Annotated in this window: 19 protein-coding genes; 14 read left to right on the top strand and 5 right to left on the bottom strand. The window is 32.5% G+C overall.

Annotation, left to right across the window (positions count from 1 at the left end):
- Positions 1-111: 111 nt before the first annotated feature.
- From ribD to T410_RS08540, 3 genes are read left to right on the top strand one after another with little or no spacing between them, the layout of a single operon-like run.
- Complete coding sequence (gene ribD, locus T410_RS08550) at positions 112-1155, top strand: bifunctional diaminohydroxyphosphoribosylaminopyrimidine deaminase/5-amino-6-(5-phosphoribosylamino)uracil reductase RibD (protein ID WP_035670545.1); 1044 nt, start codon at positions 112-114, stop codon at positions 1153-1155.
- A complete protein-coding gene (locus tag T410_RS08545) occupies positions 1148-1750 on the top strand; it encodes an HAD family phosphatase (RefSeq protein ID WP_035670543.1) in 603 nt (200 codons plus the stop codon). The genes ribD and T410_RS08545 overlap by 8 nt, the downstream gene beginning before the upstream one ends.
- A gap of 11 nt (positions 1751-1761) precedes the next feature.
- The gene (locus T410_RS08540) at positions 1762-2391 is read left to right on the top strand and encodes a YigZ family protein (RefSeq protein ID WP_035670540.1); all 630 of its coding nucleotides are present in this window, start codon (positions 1762-1764) and stop codon (positions 2389-2391) included.
- A 30-nt stretch (positions 2392-2421) separates the two neighbouring features.
- Here T410_RS08540 and T410_RS08535 read toward each other — a convergent pair whose 3' ends face one another.
- The gene (locus tag T410_RS08535; protein ID WP_035670537.1) at positions 2422-2826 is read right to left on the bottom strand and encodes a thioesterase family protein; all 405 of its coding nucleotides are present in this window, start codon (positions 2824-2826) and stop codon (positions 2422-2424) included.
- 182 nt (positions 2827-3008) lie between these two features.
- Between T410_RS08535 and dnaA the strand changes: the two genes are divergently transcribed.
- The 6 genes from dnaA to T410_RS08505 all read left to right on the top strand — a co-directional run bounded on the left by dnaA (position 3009) and on the right by T410_RS08505 (position 8975).
- On the top strand, positions 3009-4436 hold the full coding sequence (dnaA, locus tag T410_RS08530) for a chromosomal replication initiator protein DnaA (protein ID WP_035674283.1): 1428 nt from the start codon (positions 3009-3011) through the stop codon (positions 4434-4436).
- Positions 4437-4444: 8 nt separating this feature from the next.
- Complete coding sequence (locus T410_RS08525) at positions 4445-4912, top strand: low molecular weight protein-tyrosine-phosphatase (RefSeq protein ID WP_035670534.1); 468 nt, start codon at positions 4445-4447, stop codon at positions 4910-4912.
- Positions 4913-5008: 96 nt separating this feature from the next.
- Positions 5009-5731, top strand: a complete 723-nt coding sequence (locus T410_RS08520; RefSeq protein WP_035670533.1) for an SAM-dependent methyltransferase — start codon at positions 5009-5011, stop codon at positions 5729-5731.
- 484 nt (positions 5732-6215) lie between these two features.
- Positions 6216-6734 carry a hypothetical protein gene (locus T410_RS08515; RefSeq protein WP_035670531.1) on the top strand — a complete coding sequence of 173 codons (519 nt, stop codon included), beginning with the start codon at positions 6216-6218 and terminating at the stop codon, positions 6732-6734.
- Between the two features lie 151 nt (positions 6735-6885).
- The gene (locus T410_RS08510) at positions 6886-8022 is read left to right on the top strand and encodes a methionine aminotransferase (RefSeq protein WP_035670529.1); all 1137 of its coding nucleotides are present in this window, start codon (positions 6886-6888) and stop codon (positions 8020-8022) included.
- A gap of 71 nt (positions 8023-8093) precedes the next feature.
- Positions 8094-8975 carry an SDR family oxidoreductase gene (locus T410_RS08505; RefSeq protein WP_035670526.1) on the top strand — a complete coding sequence of 294 codons (882 nt, stop codon included), beginning with the start codon at positions 8094-8096 and terminating at the stop codon, positions 8973-8975.
- Positions 8976-9069: 94 nt separating this feature from the next.
- Here T410_RS08505 and T410_RS08500 read toward each other — a convergent pair whose 3' ends face one another.
- The 4 genes from T410_RS08500 to T410_RS08485 form a co-directional block, all read right to left on the bottom strand.
- Positions 9070-9381 carry a hypothetical protein gene (locus T410_RS08500; protein ID WP_035670523.1) on the bottom strand — a complete coding sequence of 104 codons (312 nt, stop codon included), beginning with the start codon at positions 9379-9381 and terminating at the stop codon, positions 9070-9072.
- Positions 9382-9454: 73 nt separating this feature from the next.
- Positions 9455-9985: a YceI family protein gene (locus T410_RS08495; protein WP_035670520.1), complete on the bottom strand. Its 531-nt coding sequence runs from the start codon at positions 9983-9985 to the stop codon at positions 9455-9457.
- Positions 9986-10031: 46 nt separating this feature from the next.
- Positions 10032-10784, bottom strand: a complete 753-nt coding sequence (locus T410_RS08490) for a pirin family protein (RefSeq protein ID WP_081897822.1) — start codon at positions 10782-10784, stop codon at positions 10032-10034.
- Between the two features lie 90 nt (positions 10785-10874).
- Positions 10875-11456: a Crp/Fnr family transcriptional regulator gene (locus T410_RS08485; protein WP_035670517.1), complete on the bottom strand. Its 582-nt coding sequence runs from the start codon at positions 11454-11456 to the stop codon at positions 10875-10877.
- A 152-nt stretch (positions 11457-11608) separates the two neighbouring features.
- On the opposite strand from T410_RS08485, the gene udk reads away from it, so the two are divergent.
- The 5 genes from udk to T410_RS08460 all read left to right on the top strand — a co-directional run bounded on the left by udk (position 11609) and on the right by T410_RS08460 (position 17146).
- Complete coding sequence (udk, locus tag T410_RS08480; protein WP_035670514.1) at positions 11609-12217, top strand: uridine kinase; 609 nt, start codon at positions 11609-11611, stop codon at positions 12215-12217.
- 114 nt (positions 12218-12331) lie between these two features.
- Entirely contained in the window at positions 12332-12655 is a 324-nt protein-coding gene (locus T410_RS08475; protein ID WP_035670512.1) for a septum formation initiator family protein, read from the top strand.
- A gap of 50 nt (positions 12656-12705) precedes the next feature.
- The gene (locus tag T410_RS08470) at positions 12706-14070 is read left to right on the top strand and encodes a methylmalonyl-CoA mutase subunit beta (RefSeq protein WP_035670509.1); all 1365 of its coding nucleotides are present in this window, start codon (positions 12706-12708) and stop codon (positions 14068-14070) included.
- Between the two features lie 67 nt (positions 14071-14137).
- The gene (scpA, locus tag T410_RS08465) at positions 14138-16276 is read left to right on the top strand and encodes a methylmalonyl-CoA mutase (protein WP_035670506.1); all 2139 of its coding nucleotides are present in this window, start codon (positions 14138-14140) and stop codon (positions 16274-16276) included.
- A 336-nt stretch (positions 16277-16612) separates the two neighbouring features.
- Positions 16613-17146 carry a hypothetical protein gene (locus T410_RS08460; protein ID WP_035670504.1) on the top strand — a complete coding sequence of 178 codons (534 nt, stop codon included), beginning with the start codon at positions 16613-16615 and terminating at the stop codon, positions 17144-17146.
- Positions 17147-17161: the final 15 nt, after the last annotated feature.

The following is a 17161-nucleotide window of genomic DNA, read 5'->3' as shown; positions in this document are numbered from 1 at the left end:
TCGATTCTAATTTTACATACAAAAGTAGAAATTGTTTATTGTTATTTTCGAAAGTTTCAAAACTAATCCCGAAGATTCTAGGCTAAACTCAAAAATTACTACTTTTGTAATGTGAAAATACATGAAAAATATATAAAACGGTGCATCGAGTTAGCCAAAAATGGTTTAGGCACCACCTACCCTAATCCTATGGTAGGCAGTGTGATTGTTTATGAAGATAAAATCATTGGTGAAGGCTGGCATAAAAAAGCTGGAGAACCACATGCCGAAGTAAATGCGGTGAATTCTGTAAAAGATAAATCGTTATTAACAAAAGCGACTATTTATGTGAGTTTAGAGCCTTGTAGTCATTTTGGAAAAACACCACCTTGCTGCGATTTAATAATCAAAAACAAAATTCCAAATGTGGTTATTGGTACCGTTGATCCAAATATAAAAGTGGCTGGAAACGGAATTAAAAAACTTATTGAAGCAGGAACAAAGGTTACAGTAGGTATCCTTGAAACAGAATGTCATGAACTGAACAAACGGTTTTTTACTTTTCACGAAAAGAAAAGACCGTACATCATTTTGAAATGGGCCGAAAGTCAGGATGGTTTTATTGCGCCTTTAGAAAAAGATGAAAAAAAACCAGTTTGGATTACCACTGTTTATTCCCGACAATTAGTACACAAATGGCGAACCGAAGAGCAAGCAATTTTAGTGGGAACGCAAACCGTTATAGATGACAATCCTAAACTAAACGCGCGGGATTGGTATGGAAACAACCCAATCCGATTGATTTTAGATCAAAACAATCGCATTCCAGAGGACAGTCATATATTTAACAATGAGTCTAAGACTATCGTATTTTCAAAATCGAAAACAACAATTAAAAAAGAAAACACTATCTTTGAAGTAATCGATTTTAATCAAAATATTGCTGTCCAAATAATAGAAGTGCTTTACAATCACCAAATTCAATCAGTTATTATTGAAGGAGGCAAACAAACCCTACAGACTTTTATTGATAAAAATCTTTGGGACGAAGCAAAAATATTTATTGGAAATGTAGCATTTACTGCAGGAATAAAAGCCCCAATACTAGATAAAAAACCGTTCGAAAAATATACGATTGCCAATGATGACCTTATAATTTCTAGAAACCATGATTAATACTATTATATTTGATTTTGGGGACATATTTATCAATTTAGATAAACAAGCCACAATGGATGCCTTACAAAAATTAGGCCTATCAGAATGGAATGAAGATTTAGACCATTTAAATACTCAGTTTGAGACAGGTCAAATTTCACGAGAGGATTTTCTTTTTGGCATTCAAAAACATGTACCAAATGCTTCTATAAATGAAATTTTAGATGCGTGGAATGCTATTCTTCTTGATTTCCCATTATACCGATTGGAATTTCTTCAAATGCTTTCCAAAAAATACCGCCTTTTTTTATTATCAAATACAGATTCGATTCATATAGAAACTTTCGAGCAAAAAAACGGAATTTCATTTTACAGTGATTTTTATCAATGTTTTGAGAAAGTTTATTTTTCATTTGAAGTAGAAATGAGAAAACCCAATCCTGAAATTTTCAATTATTTGGTAAACAAACATGACTTAGCTCCTAAGCGCACTTTATTCATTGACGATAAAAAAGAAAATACTGATGCAGCTCTTGCATTAGGTTTCCAAGTATGGAATCTACAAGTTGGAAAAGAAGATGTAGTTCATTTATTTGATAAAAAAATAATTTAGAATACTCTCTTTTGGAATTTAAAGACACTTACAACACTATTGACTTTCCCGTTACAGAAGTATTATTCAAAGAAAAAAACAGTAAATTCTTTGGCTATGCCTATCCCATTCAATCTGAGAACGAAGTAAAACCACTAATAGAAATTTTACGAAAACAACATCCTAATGCCGGACATTTTTGCTATGCTTATCAAATAGGCACTGATACCATAACGTATAGAGCTAATGATGATGGAGAACCCAGCAACAGTGCAGGTACACCTATTTACGGACAAATTCAGTCATTTTCTGTCACGAATATACTAATTGTAGTGGTTAGGATTTTTGGAGGCGTTAAACTTGGCGTTGGTGGATTAATTACTGCTTATAAGACCACAGCTCAAATGGTTCTTGAAACTTGTGAGATAATCGAAAAAACCATAAATATTCATTATTCAATCACATTTGATTATAAAAACATGAACAAAGTGATGCGTGTAATTAAAGAGAAAAAATTAGAAATCGTAACTCAAGAAATGGACGTAAACGAAGATTCCGGACTTCCAATAGGCAAAATAGAGATAAAAACCCGAAAAAAAAATGCCGAAATGATATTCGACATTTTTAATACGATGTTTGAAATCGACATAAAAAAACTCTAATTTTTGTTAGAAATTATTTTTTTTTTAAATTTATTCTATAGTTTTTAACAATTCTAAAATATAATCTGGAGGAGCAGTTGGACGACCCGTTTTTAAGGACAGAAAAACCAAAATAAATTGGGCAGTTGTTAATAACTCATCAGACTCATTATAAATAGCACAATCAAATTCAATCTTCACAGAACTCTGACTTTTAAACGTTGTATGAACGGTAAGCAACTCATCATAATGAGCTGATTTTTTATAATTTATATTCATGGAAACAATCGGTAAGGCAATACCACTTTCTTCCATAATTTTATACGAAATCCCTTTGTTTCTAAGCCATTCCACCCTTCCTATCTCAAAATAGGGAACATAATTCCCATGATAAACCACTCCCATTTGATCTGTTTCTGAGTAGCGTACACGAACTTGAATTTGATGATCTTTCATTAATTATGTATTAAAAATTTAAATTTAAAAAGCTCCTTACGACAATAATTTATAAAATCATTGTGCAATATATTTTTTTTTACAAAAAATTGTTCACATATTTGTTACCCCGAAAAAGAATAAAAAATCATACTTTTTTTAGTAAGATAATAATTACCAATAAAAATAATTTAACAGAATATATGAACAAAACTGCTCAATCAGTATGGGAAAACTGTTTGTCTTTTATAAAAGACAACATTCAGGATCAAGCTTACAAAACTTGGTTCGAACCAATCAAATCAGTTGAACTTACCGATAACGCATTATATATTCAAGTTCCAAGTAAATTTTTCTACGAATGGCTAGAAGAACACTATGTGAAATTATTAAAAGTAGCGCTTACGAAAGAACTTGGAAAAAACGCAAAGTTACTCTATAAAATTAGAATGGAAAACACTTATGGCAATAAACAACCGTTTACGGAGCAGTTACCAAGTGCGAATAGAGTACCCATGAAACCGCAAGAAGTTGATGCGCCATTTAAAAACTTAAACCCGGAATTAAAAAATCCATTTGTAATCCCAGGAATTCGGAATTTAAAAATCGAATCTCAACTTAATGCAAATTATAGTTTTGATAATTTCCTTGAAGGTGATTCTAATAGATTGGCTCGTTCTGCAGGTATGGCTGTTGCTAATAAACCTGGAGGAACTTCCTTCAATCCATTGTTAATTTTTGGAGGAGTTGGTCTTGGAAAAACACACTTAGCACATGCTATAGGTGTGGAAATAAAAGACAAATATCCTGAAAAAACAGTCTTATACATCTCTGCTGAAATTTTCACACAACAATACATCGACTCGGTAAAGAAAAATAACAGAAATGATTTCATACACTTCTATCAATTAATTGATGTTTTGATTATTGATGATGTTCAATTCCTTTCTGGAAAATCAGGAACTCAAGATGTGTTTTTCCATATTTTTAATTATTTACATCAAAATGGCAAACAAGTAATCTTAACATCAGATAAGGCACCTGTTGACATGCAAGATATTGAACAACGTTTATTATCTCGTTTCAAATGGGGATTGTCGGCTGAATTGCACCAACCGGATTATGAAACCAGAATTTCTATCCTTAAAAACATATTGTATAGAGATGGTGTCGAAATACCTGAAGAAATAATTGAATATGTTGCCAGAAACATCAAATCGAATGTACGAGAATTAGAAGGAGCTATTATCTCCCTGATTGCACAATCATCCTTTAATAAAAAAGAAGTTACACTAGAACTTGCTAAAAGTGTTGTTGAAAAATTTGTTAAAAATGTAAAAAGAGAAATTTCTATCGATTACATTCAAAAAATTGTTTCCGATTATTTCCAATTGGATTTAGAAACATTACAATCAAAAACTAGAAAGAGGCATGTTGTACAAGCAAGGCAATTAGCTATGTTTTTTGCAAAAAAATTCACAAAAGCATCTTTGGCGAACATAGGTTCACAAATTGGAGATAGAGATCACGCTACAGTATTACACGCTTGCAAAACCGTTGATAATCTTGTTGCTACTGACAAACAATTCAAGAAATTTGTTGAAGATATCAATAAAAAATTAACGCTATAAAAAGCATCATGTCCATAAAAATTTTAATGGTTTGTCTAGGAAATATTTGTCGTTCTCCCTTGGCCGAAGGTATATTAGCATCAAAACTTCCAAAAAATAAATTCACAGTCGACTCAGCAGGAACTGGTTCATGGCATATTGGTCATTCCCCAGATGAGCGTTCCATTGCTGTTGCAAAAAAATATAAAATAAATATTTCAAATCAAAAAGGACGTCAATTCAGCTCAAATGATTTTGATACCTTCGATTATATTTATGTTATGGACAACTCAAATTACAGTAATGTGATTGAACTTGCCCAAAATCAAGATCAAAAAGACAAAGTAAATCTCATTTTAAATCATCTATTTCCAAATGAAAATGTAGATGTACCTGATCCGTATTTTGGTTTGCCAAATGGATTTGAAATCGTTTACAATATGTTAGATGAAGTTTGCGAAGTAATTGCTAAAAAACTTATAGAAAAACACCAATAATCTTTTATGTATTTTTTTAGTTCTTAAAGAAACATGAACGTGTAAAAAAGAAGCCCTCATTAAAAAAGATTATTTTAGAAACATAAAATCACACCAATGAAACCAAACTCTCTTTTAGGAAAACTTTATCTAATCCCAACCACTATGGGAGATTGCGATCCTATGGATGTTTTACCACAAACCATCAAAAGAAGTATTGATTTTATTGAGTACTATATTGTTGAAAACGAAAAAACAGCTCGAAAATCGATTAAAGGAGTTAGCCCTGAAAAGAAACAATCAGAGCTAAAACTTTTTGTTTTAAACAAGCATACTGAAACTAAAGAGCATTTAGATTTCATCAAACCTTTATTAGAAGGAAAAAATGTGGGATTGATGAGCGAAGCAGGTTGCCCTGGTGTTGCTGATCCTGGTGCCGTAATTGTAAAACTGGCTCATGAAAAAGGAATACAAGTTGTTCCGCTAGTAGGACCGTCTTCTATTCTTTTGGCAATGATGGCATCTGGAATGAATGGACAAAGTTTTACCTTTAATGGGTATTTACCCATTGAAAAAGGCGAAAAGAAAACAGCTTTGAAAAACTTGGAAAAACTATCCCAAGACAAAAACCAATCTCAAATTTTCATAGAAACGCCGTATAGAAATAATAAAATGCTAGAAGATATTTTGCAGGCTATAAACCCTGCTACTTATCTTTGTATTGCTACAGATATTACTTTACCAACTGAATATATAAAAACCATGCGAGGTTCTGATTGGAAAAAAACACAAGTGGATTTACACAACCGTCCTACTATTTTTATTATTCATAAAATGTAATATTTTTCATGTTTAATTTTGATTCTAATAAAATATATTTCAAACAAAAAATTAAACAATTCTTTTTTTAAAAATTACTTCTTAATCTCTAAAAGAAATAATTTAATAATTCCCATTTTTAATGATTTTCAGATTTTTAAAATCCATTGCTTTCGCAAAAAAATATTTTCAACATTAAAAACGAAATTTCAATCATAATTTCAAGTAATTTTTCCTGCTAAAAACTACGCTTCAATTAGCCTTTATATTAATGTTATTTATAGAAAAATTAACTGTAAAATTTCAAAAATAAACTTAATTTTATACTACCCACTACCAGTTTTATATTTTTAAATTCAGAACAAAAAAACCTTCAATGTTTTGTATTACAGAGATTTAAATAATAATCTAAAAAACAAAAAGGGGAAGAAAATCATAAACCTTAATGATTTTATTTTGATCATGTATTTAACTTTACTTAAGTATAATTTAAAAACTAAATATCATGAAATCATTTGTTATTGTCTTGCTTTTTTTAAGCATGACCATTACATCATATTCGCAAGATATGGATGGAAATATTAAAGCCGAAGAATTACCGGGAGTTGTAATTAAAAGTGCTGGAAAAGATTTCTCAGTATATCTACCCGATAAAAATCCTGATAAAGATGTAAGAGCGCTCGAAGAGAAATTTATTGCCTATGATTTAGGTAAAGATTATGAAGGATACGAAAACTATTTAGTAATTATGGAAACCAAAAATGGATCATTGAATGCAACCTATAATGAAAATGGAAAATTGACACGGGTTGTTGAAAACTACAAAAACGTAAAACTGCCGAATAGTGTCATTTACTCTGTTTACAAAGCTTTCCCCGGATGGCAAATTGTAAACGATAAATATTTATATTCTCAAAAAGAAGGTGATATTCTTAAAAAAGAATATAATCTAAGAATAAAAAAAGATACCGAAGTCCGCAAATTAGTTGTTAATGCGAATGGCGATATTGTTAAAGGAATGTAATCAAAAAACACTAAATAAATTAAAGGCTATCATTCTGATAGCTTTTTTTTTGGGGTCTTAAACAATTATTTATTTTTTAAAATTTAATCTTAAAAAAAAGAAATCATGATTAAACCAGTTATATTTATCAAGTAATAAATGAAATTATTTTATGAGTAAACTTCCACATATCAGCACCAGTATTTTTACAGTAATGTCTAAAATGGCTTCTGAACACAACGCCATCAACCTTTCTCAAGGCTTTCCAAATTTTCCTGTTGATGAAAAATTAACAACCATTGTTGCCAAACTTGCTAAAGAAAATGTACATCAATACACCCCAATGTCAGGTTATCCACCACTATTATCAAAAATAGCAACACTTGTCAAAAAATCATACAATAGAATCCTTCAAGCTGATACAGAACTATTAGTAACCGCTGGAGCTACTCAAGCTATTTTTACTACAATACTGGCATTAGTAAAAACTAATGATGAAGTTCTTATTTTAGATCCAAGTTACGATTGTTATGAAGCACCCGTTTTACTTTGCGCCGCAAATCCGGTTCGAGTGTCTTTAAACGATGACTACACTCCAAATTGGGAAAACATAGAAAAAGCCTGTACGTCCAAAACGAAAATGATTATCATTAACAATCCTCATAATCCAACAGGTAAAATTTTAATGAAAGCTGATTTTGAATCATTGGAAATCCTATTGGAAAAATATCCTGACATTTTAGTTCTATCGGATGAAGTCTACGAATACATCACTTTCGAAGAAAAACATATTTCTGCTCATACTCGAAAAAAACTGCTCAATCGTTGCGTGATGATTTCCTCTTTTGGAAAATCGTTCCATGTTACCGGATGGAAAGTAGGCTATTTAGTAGCTCCTGAATACTTAATGAAGGAAATCAAAAAAGTGCATCAGTTTTTAGTTTTCAGTGTAAATAGTATATGTCAAGTAGCTATTAGTGACTATTTAGACTTAGTTTCTGTAGATGAAATTGGGAAATTCTATCAGGAAAAACGAGATTATTTTAGACAATTATTAAAAGACAGTCGTTTCAAACTCATGCCTTGCGAAGGAACTTATTTTCAGGTTGTTTCCTATGCTGCTATTTCAAATGAAAATGATGTTGATTTTTGTAAACGCCTAATCGTTGAACATGGCGTGGCCGCTATTCCTATTTCTACTTTTTATGCCGATGGGAAAGACTTGAAATTAATTCGTTTTTGTTTTGCCAAAGACAATGCAACGCTGGAAGAAGCCGCTAAAAGATTGTGTGCCATTTATAAGCATTGATTTTATTTTTTTTGTTATGCACGCATACTATTTTAATTTTGTTATATTTACAATAAAAAAAATATCAAAATATGAGTTATACAGATAAAATGTTACGCGACGATGCGCTAAAAGGCAAAGTGATTGTCGTAACCGGTGGCGGAAGCGGTTTAGGAAAAGCAATGACTAAATATTTCTTAGAATTAGGAGCTCAAGTTGCCATTACATCCAGAGATTTAGAAAAACTAAAAAATACAGCTGCAGAACTGGAAACGGAAACAGGCGGAACCTGTCTTCCTATTCAATGCGATGTACGTCATTACGAAGAAGTTGAAAACATGTTACAAGAAGTTTTGAAAGCTTTTGGTAAAGTTGATGTTTTACTTAATAATGCTGCCGGAAATTTCATTTCACCAACCGAACGATTATCCGCAAATGCCTTTGATACTGTAATTGATATTGTTTTAAAAGGAACAAAAAACTGCACCCTTGCTTTTGGAAAACACTGGATTGATACTAAACAGGAATCATCTACCATCTTAAATATTGTTACAACTTACGCTTGGACAGGTTCTGCTTATGTAGTGCCAAGCGCTACTGCAAAAGCTGGAGTTTTGGCCATGACGCGAAGTCTTGCTGTAGAATGGGCAAAATACGGAATTCGTTCTAATGCGATTGCTCCGGGACCATTCCCAACGAAAGGCGCTTGGGACCGATTATTACCTGGAGATTTAGCCGAAAAATTTGATATGGCCAAAAAAGTACCTTTAAAACGTGTAGGAGATCATCAGGAATTAGCCAATTTAGCGGCTTATTTAGTTTCTGATTTTTCTGCCTATGTAAATGGTGAAGTTGTCGTAATTGATGGAGGTGAATGGCTGAAAGGCGCCGGACAATTTAATATTCTAGAAGCAATTCCCGAAGAACTTTGGGACCAATTAGAAATGATGATTAAAGCAAAGAAGAACAAATAATAGTTTTTTTGAAATAAACCATTAAGAGATTAAGAAAAATTAAGAAATGGAACTTAATAAAACTTAATTTCTTAATGGTAAAAAAAAAGATTTTTTAATTTTTATTACTCTCCAAAGCTACTAAAATTTCACTTTTCAACAAACCACTTCCTCCACCATAATGCTGTATGACAATTATATTTGGATTCTGTTTTTTGAAAAAAGAACACAAATCAGCTTCACTTTCTTTCTGAATTCCGGAACCCAATAATACCATTGAAAACTCTTTTTTACGAAAAATTTCCTTTGCCTCTTCATCGTTCATAGCACCTACTCCATTCCAACCTTCATTAGAATTAATGAGTCGAACAACAATTGCCAGAATTTCGATATGTCTTCCTATATATAGAATATTAGTGGTTTCCATAATTCAACTTTTATAAATCAACAATCTCAAAGATTATAATCCAATAAGATTACTATTTCAGTTCTTGTAAAAATTACAATTGAATAAATTGTAATTCAATAGTCAATCGAACCTCTTCACCTACTAAAACTCCTCCAGTTTCAAGAGCAGAATTCCAATTCAACCCCCAATCCTTTCTATTGATTTTTCCTTCCAATGAAAAAGCTAATTTTGTATTTCCCCATGGATCCTTCATTAATCCACTAAATTCTGCGGGAAGCTTCACTGATTTTGTAACACCGTGCATGCTTAAATCTCCTACCAATTCATATTCACCCTCATTAACTTTGGTAAATGAAATTGCTGCAAATTTGATTTCTGGAAACTGCGCTGCATCAAAAAAGTCAGGACTTAATAAATGCGTATCTCTATCAGTATTTCCTGTAGATATGGAATCAATTGCTCCGGTAAATTCAATTTTTGCATTTTCAAAATCAGTATCTTCTGCTTCAATTGAAGCGTCAAATTTTGAAAATTTACCTGAAATAGTAGTAAACATCATGTGTTTTACTTTAAAACCAATTTCTGAATGTGTTGGGTCTATTGCCCATTTTGTTGTTGACATAGTAGTATTATTTATTATTAGTTATTTCTTTTATTTATTTATCTGATTACATTTTCATTGGTACTTCCATCAAAAGAATTTCCGCATCAACAGAATTTGCAGTTATTGAAAACATATCTGTATCCCAAATTCCTAATCCGTCACGCTCATTTAAAGCAATGTTTCCTATAGTGAAATCGCCTTTCAAAACAAAAGCATAAATTCCGTTTCCTGATTTTTTTAATTGATATGAAGTTGAAAAATCCTTATCGAATTTCCCGATATGAAACCAAGCATCCTGATGAATCCAAACGCCCTCATCTTCTGGATTTGGAGATAAAATTTGTTGTAATTTATTGTGGCGATCCTTCAAGTCCAAAGTCACCTGATCATAACGCGGGGTTACATTTTTTTTATTCGGATAAATCCAAATCTGTAAAAATTTGACCAATTGGTCTTTATTTTTATTGTATTCGCTATGAAAAATTCCTGTTCCTGCACTCATAACCTGGATATCTCCTTCTTTGATGACGGTGATATTTCCCATGCTGTCTTGGTGCTCTAAATCCCCTTCAAGCGGAATTGAAATAATTTCCATATTATCATGTGGATGTTTCCCAAAACCCATTCCTTGACTGACTCTGTCGTCATTCAAAACTCGCAAAAGACCAAAGTTCGTGCGCTCTGAATTATGGTAATTCGCAAAGCTAAATGTATGATAGGATTCTAACCAGCCATGATTGGCATGACCACGAGTATTAGCTTTGTGTAAAACTGAATGAGTAATTACTCCATCTTTTATTATATCTGTATTTTCCATTATTTTGTTCTTTAATTCTATGGTACAAAATTGCACCAAAAAAAAAGCACAAGCATTGAACTAGGACAAGAAATGAAAAAAGACTATAATTTACTGTTTTGCGATTTTGGTTCTTACTTTACTTAAGAACTCAGCAGAAATACCAAGATAGGAAGCAATGTAATGCTGAGCAACACGCTGTGAAAGCGAAGGATAATGTTCAAGAAATTCTAAATATTTCTCAGTAGCCGTTTTAGAAATGGTATTGAATAAGCGGTCTTGAGTAACCGCAAGATTACGCTGCATCAATATTCGGAACGCTCTTTCAAACTTGGGCGCTTTGGCAAATAAAACTTCTTTTGTTTCAGGATTAAACATAAAGAACTCACAATCTTCTAATGTCTCTATAAACACGCGACTCGGCTTATCTTCATAAATACTAAACGAAATATCGCTTATCCAAGCATTTTCAATGGCAAATTGAAGAATCACTTCAAAACCAGTGGCATCAATATAATATTTCCTCACACAACCCTTGATAACAAAAGCTTCAAAGTTGCACATCTCACCTTCATGAAGCAACACCGTTTTTTTAGGGACTTTTTTATATTCTAATAAAGAACTAAAAATTTCCATTTCTTCTTGTTGAAAAGTTACGTACCGACTAATATTTCTATTGATTTGTGAATACAAAATGCTTCTGTTTTTAGAAAACTAAAGATAGAAAAAATTGCTAATTAATAACACCCCATAAATATATTAAATTAGCAACATTTCCTCAAAAAACAAAAACCATCGCAATTAAATTCCTATTTTTGCTTTGATAAATAAACAACATATCTTTTATGCTCATTATAGGAATTGCAGGAGGAACGGGAAGCGGTAAAACAACCGTAGTTCATCAGATTATGAATGAATTACCAGAAACAGAAGTAGGTATCATTTCGCAAGATTCCTATTACAAAGAAAACCACGGACTTTCATTTGACGAAAGAGCACTCATTAATTTTGACCATCCGCGGGCTATTGATTTTGAATTATTAGTCACCCATCTTAAAGAATTAAAAGCAGGAAATAATATCAATCAACCCGTTTATTCCTTTGTAACGCACAACAGAACTGACGATACCGTTTTTACACATCCCAGAAAAGTGATGATTGTGGAAGGTATTTTAATTTTGGCAAATCCAGAATTAAGAGATTTATTTGATGTAAAAATATATGTTCATGCTGATTCTGACGAACGATTAATCCGTCGTATGAGACGCGATATTGCAGAACGTGGTCGCGATATGCACGAAGTGATCAATCGATACCAAACAACATTAAAACCAATGCATGAGCAGTTTATAGAGCCTACAAAAGCATTTGCGGACATCATTATACCAAATGACAAATACAATACCGTAGCCATTGACGTAGTCCGGGCGGTAATAAATCAAAAAATACTATAATTTAGTTTAAATTAATTATTAGGAGCTATTTCCCGCTTTCCGTTACAATCTTTTTATTTTTGTCAAAAAAAAATAAAAAGGATTTTCACTATAATCGGGGCTAAAAAAACAAAAATGAAAAATCCATATAAAAACAAATCTTGGTTTAAATTTTTGAGTAACAAATACGTTTGGGTCTTGTTGTTTTTTGCTACTTGGATGATATTTCTGGATAACTACTCCTATTTCGACCACCGATTTTTGGACAAGCAAATTGAAGAACTGGAAGACAATAAAAAGTATTACCAAGACGAAATAAAAAAAGACCAAGAGAATATCAAAGAACTAAAGAATTCGGAACAAATAGAAAAATACGCCCGCGAAAAATACTATATGAAAAAAGATAGTGAAGATATTTATATCATTGAATTCGAAGGCGATACGATTGAAAAAAAATAAATAATTAAAGATTTTAATTATTCAAAACCATAAAATAATCAACAAACAAAATGGCTACAAACCTTTTCGATGATTTCAATCCCATTTCTTCCAAACAATGGAAACAAAAAATTCAATTTGAACTCAATGGAGCTGATTATAATGAAACCTTAGTTTGGAACTCCCCCGAAGACATTCAGGTAAAACCATTTTACCACAAAGATGAATTCAAGAAAGCTTTTCCAGTTATTACAAAAGCAACTCAATTTAAAATTTGTCAAAACATATTTGTCTATGATTTTGATAAATCAATCGAGAGAGCATTAGATTCTTTAAAACGTGGTGCAGACAGCCTTCGTTTTACAATAGAAAATGAATCGATTGACATCACAAAACTATTAGAGAAACTACCTTTAGAAAAAATTACTGTATACTTTTATTTGAATTTTATCTCAATCGATTTCGTTAAGAAAATTGATGCATTTGCCAAGAAAAACAATGTGCAAATTTTCTGTAATCTGGACCCAATTGGGCAATTAGCCAAAGATGGAAACTGGTTTGTAACCACAGAAAAAAGTAATTTTGAAACGCTAAATTTACTTTCGGCAGCAACGACATCTGTATCTTTAATAAGTATTAATACTGCTTTATATCAAAATGCAGGTGCCAACATGGTACAGCAAATTGCCTATAGTTTAGGACATGCCAATGAATATTTCAACCGAATTGAATCTATAAAACAACCAATCGTTTTCGAAGTTGCTGTTGGGACAAATTACTTTTTTGAAATAGCAAAACTGCGCGCTTTGCGATTACTTTTTAATTTAATTGCCAAAGAATACAATCACAACCTGAATTGTAACATCATCGTTTCGCCAACCAAACGAAACAAAACATTATACGATTATAATGTAAATATGTTGCGTACCACAACCGAATGTATGAGTGCAATTATTGGCGGAGCCGATGCCATTGCTAATTTACCTTACGATGCATTGTATCATAAAGACAATGAATTTGGAGACCGAATCGCGAGAAATCAATTGTTGATTCTCAAAAACGAAAGTTATTTTGACAAAGTCAATAATCCGGCTGACGGCAGTTATTATATAGAAAATCTTACCAATCAATTAGCTGAAAAAGCATTGGCTTTATTCAAGGATATGGAGTCTAATGGTAGTTTTCTGAAACAACTTAATGACGGAACCATTAAAAGAAAAATTCAGGAAAGCGCAGATACACAACAAGCTTTATTTGATAGCGGAAAAGAAATTTTATTAGGAACAAACAAGCATCCCAACAAACAGGATAAGATGAAACATGATTTAGAACTATTTCCTTTTGTAAAAGTCAAACCAAGAAAAACATTGATTACACCAATAATCGAAAAACGTCTGGCCGAAAAAATAGAGCAAGAGCGATTGGATCTTGAATAACATTCAACAATTTCGACTAATCAAAATTAAAAATTCATCCGCATTCGTGTAATTTGGTACTAAACAAATGAAAAGAAAAGATTTACAACATATAAAATTAGAAAGCACAACGTTGAAAGTGGAGAATGAAAATACTTTGGCTGAAGCATTTCTCACAGCCGAAGGAATTGAATTAAAACCAACGTATTCAGAACAAGATATCGAGCATCTTTCTCATCTTGATTTTGGAGCTGGTTTTGCACCGAATTTACGCGGACCATACGCTACGATGTACGTGCGCCGACCTTGGACAGTGCGTCAATATGCAGGATTTTCGACTGCAGAAGAGAGCAATGCTTTTTATAGAAGAAATCTTGCTGCAGGTCAAAAGGGACTTTCAATAGCTTTTGATTTACCTACACATCGAGGATATGATTCTGATCACGAACGCGTAGTAGGCGATGTTGGAAAAGCGGGAGTTGCAATTGATTCTGTGGAAGATATGAAAGTATTATTTGACCAAATTCCACTAGACGAAATGTCCGTTTCGATGACTATGAATGGTGCTGTTTTACCTATTATGGCTTTCTATATTGTAGCAGCTGAAGAACAAGGCGTAAAACCTGAATTCCTTTCAGGAACAATACAAAATGACATTCTGAAAGAGTTCATGGTGCGTAACACCTATATTTATCCGCCAACTCCTTCGATGAAAATCATTGCTGATATTTTTGAATTTACCAGCAAAAAAATGCCGAAATTCAACTCTATTTCTATTTCTGGATATCACATGCAAGAAGCAGGAGCTACTGCAGATATTGAATTGGCTTACACTCTAGCCGATGGATTGGAATACATCAGAACTGGATTGGCGACCGGAATGAAAATTGATGAATTTGCTCCACGTTTATCATTTTTTTGGGCGATTGGAATGAATCACTTCATGGAAATTGCCAAAATGCGCGCCGGAAGAATGATTTGGGCGAAATTGGTAAAGCAATTTGAACCAAAAGACGATAAATCATTAGCCTTACGAACGCATTGTCAAACTTCAGGTTGGAGTTTAACGGAACAGGATCCTTTCAACAATGTAGCTCGAACTTGTATTGAAGCTGCAGCCGCCGCTTTTGGAGGAACGCAATCTTTACATACCAATGCATTAGATGAAGCAATAGCTTTACCTACAGATTTCTCGGCAAGAATTGCCAGAAATACGCAACTTTATTTACAAGAAGAAACTAAAATTACTAAAACGGTCGATCCATGGGCCGGTAGTTATTACGTAGAAAGTTTAACGAATGAAATAGCCGAAAATGCATGGAAACTTATTGAAGAAGTAGAAGAACTGGGCGGAATGACCAAAGCTATTGAATCCGGAATTCCAAAACTTAGGATAGAGGAAGCGGCAGCCAGAAAGCAAGCCAGAATTGACAGCGGTCAGGATATTATTGTAGGCGTTAATCAATATCGATTAGAAAAAGAAGATCCTTTGCAGATTTTGGACGTGGATAATCAAATGGTTCGTAAGCAACAACTAGAACAATTAGACCGAATAAAAGCAACTCGAGATACTGAAAAAGTACAAAACTCTCTAAAAAAATTAATCCTTTGTGCTCAAACAGGAGAAGGCAATTTATTAGAAATTGCTGTTGAAGCCGCCAGAAACAGAACTACATTAGGAGAGATTAGCGATGCACTGGAAACAATTTTTGGAAGATACAAAGCACAAATTAAATCCTTTAGCGGTGTGTATAGTAAAGAAATAAAAGACGACAAAAGTTTTGAAAAAGCAAAACAACTAGCAGATGAATTTGCTAAAAAAGAAGGCCGCCGCCCTCGGATAATGATTGCCAAAATGGGACAAGACGGGCATGATCGCGGTGCAAAAGTGGTCGCAACGGGTTATGCTGATGTAGGTTTTGATGTTGATATTGGCCCACTTTTTCAAACACCAGCTGAAGCTGCTAAACAAGCTGTAGAAAATGATGTTCATATACTGGGTGTTTCTTCTCTTGCTGCTGGTCACAAAACGCTTGTACCACAAGTAATTTCTGAACTTAAAAAATATGGACGGGAAGATATTATGGTGGTCGTAGGCGGAGTAATTCCTGCACAAGATTACCAATTTTTGTTCGATGCTGGTGCAGTTGCCGTATTTGGACCTGGCACAAAAATTAGTGAAGCAGCTATTAAAATTTTAGAAATTTTAATAGAAAGTTTCGAGTAAGCAAATTCTAATTATAAAACATCAATCGAAAGGTTGGTGTTTTTTTTTGCTTTTTTAAATCCAAATTACAAGTACCTATTCCTACTAAAAAAAATCTTTTTAAAGTGATTTTTTTAACACAGCATACAGAAAAAATTAACTTAAAAGACTTCATAAATATGTTAAATTTACTAAAAATAATACAACATATAAAGCACCCCTCAAAACAATAACAATACTTAATATATTGATAAATAGCTAATTAAAAATCAAAAAGCTACAATAATACAATAAGAATCAGATTTTTATAGTTCATTAAAATTTAACTTATTTAATATTAATTTAAAACCAAATATCATGAAATCATTAATTATTATTTTGTTGTTTTTAGGTTTATGTCTACCATCTTATTCACAAGATCAGAAAAAAGATGCTGAGCAAGGAAAGATAAAAGTTATAGAATTACCGCCGGTTGTAATTAAAAGAGTAGGAAAAGATTTCTCCGTGTATCTTCCTGACAATAATCCCGATCAAAGCGTTAGAACAATCGAAGAAAAATTCATTGCCTATGACTTAGGAAAAGACTATGAAGGATCTGAAGAATATCTTTTGGTTATGAGTACCAAAAAAGGAACTTTGACTGCAACCTATAATGACAAAGGCAAATTAGTACGTGTAGTTGAAGAATACAAAAACATAAAACTTCCTAGTGAAGTAATCTATTCTGTTTACAGAACCTACCCTGGATGGTCCATTGTAAACGATCAATTTCTTTATACACAAAAGGAAGGAGATGTTGTTAAAAAACAATATAACATCAAAATTAAAAAAGACAAAGAAATCGTGAAATTAATCGTTCGTCCCGATGGAGAAATTACAAAAATAAAATAATCTCGTTTAGAACAT

The sequence above is a fragment of the Flavobacterium sp. 83 genome (assembly GCF_000744835.1).
Taxonomy (GTDB): Bacteria; Bacteroidota; Bacteroidia; order Flavobacteriales; family Flavobacteriaceae; genus Flavobacterium.
The sequence above is the reverse complement of the archived record's forward strand: the minus strand, read 5'-3'. Positions and strand labels throughout refer to the sequence as shown.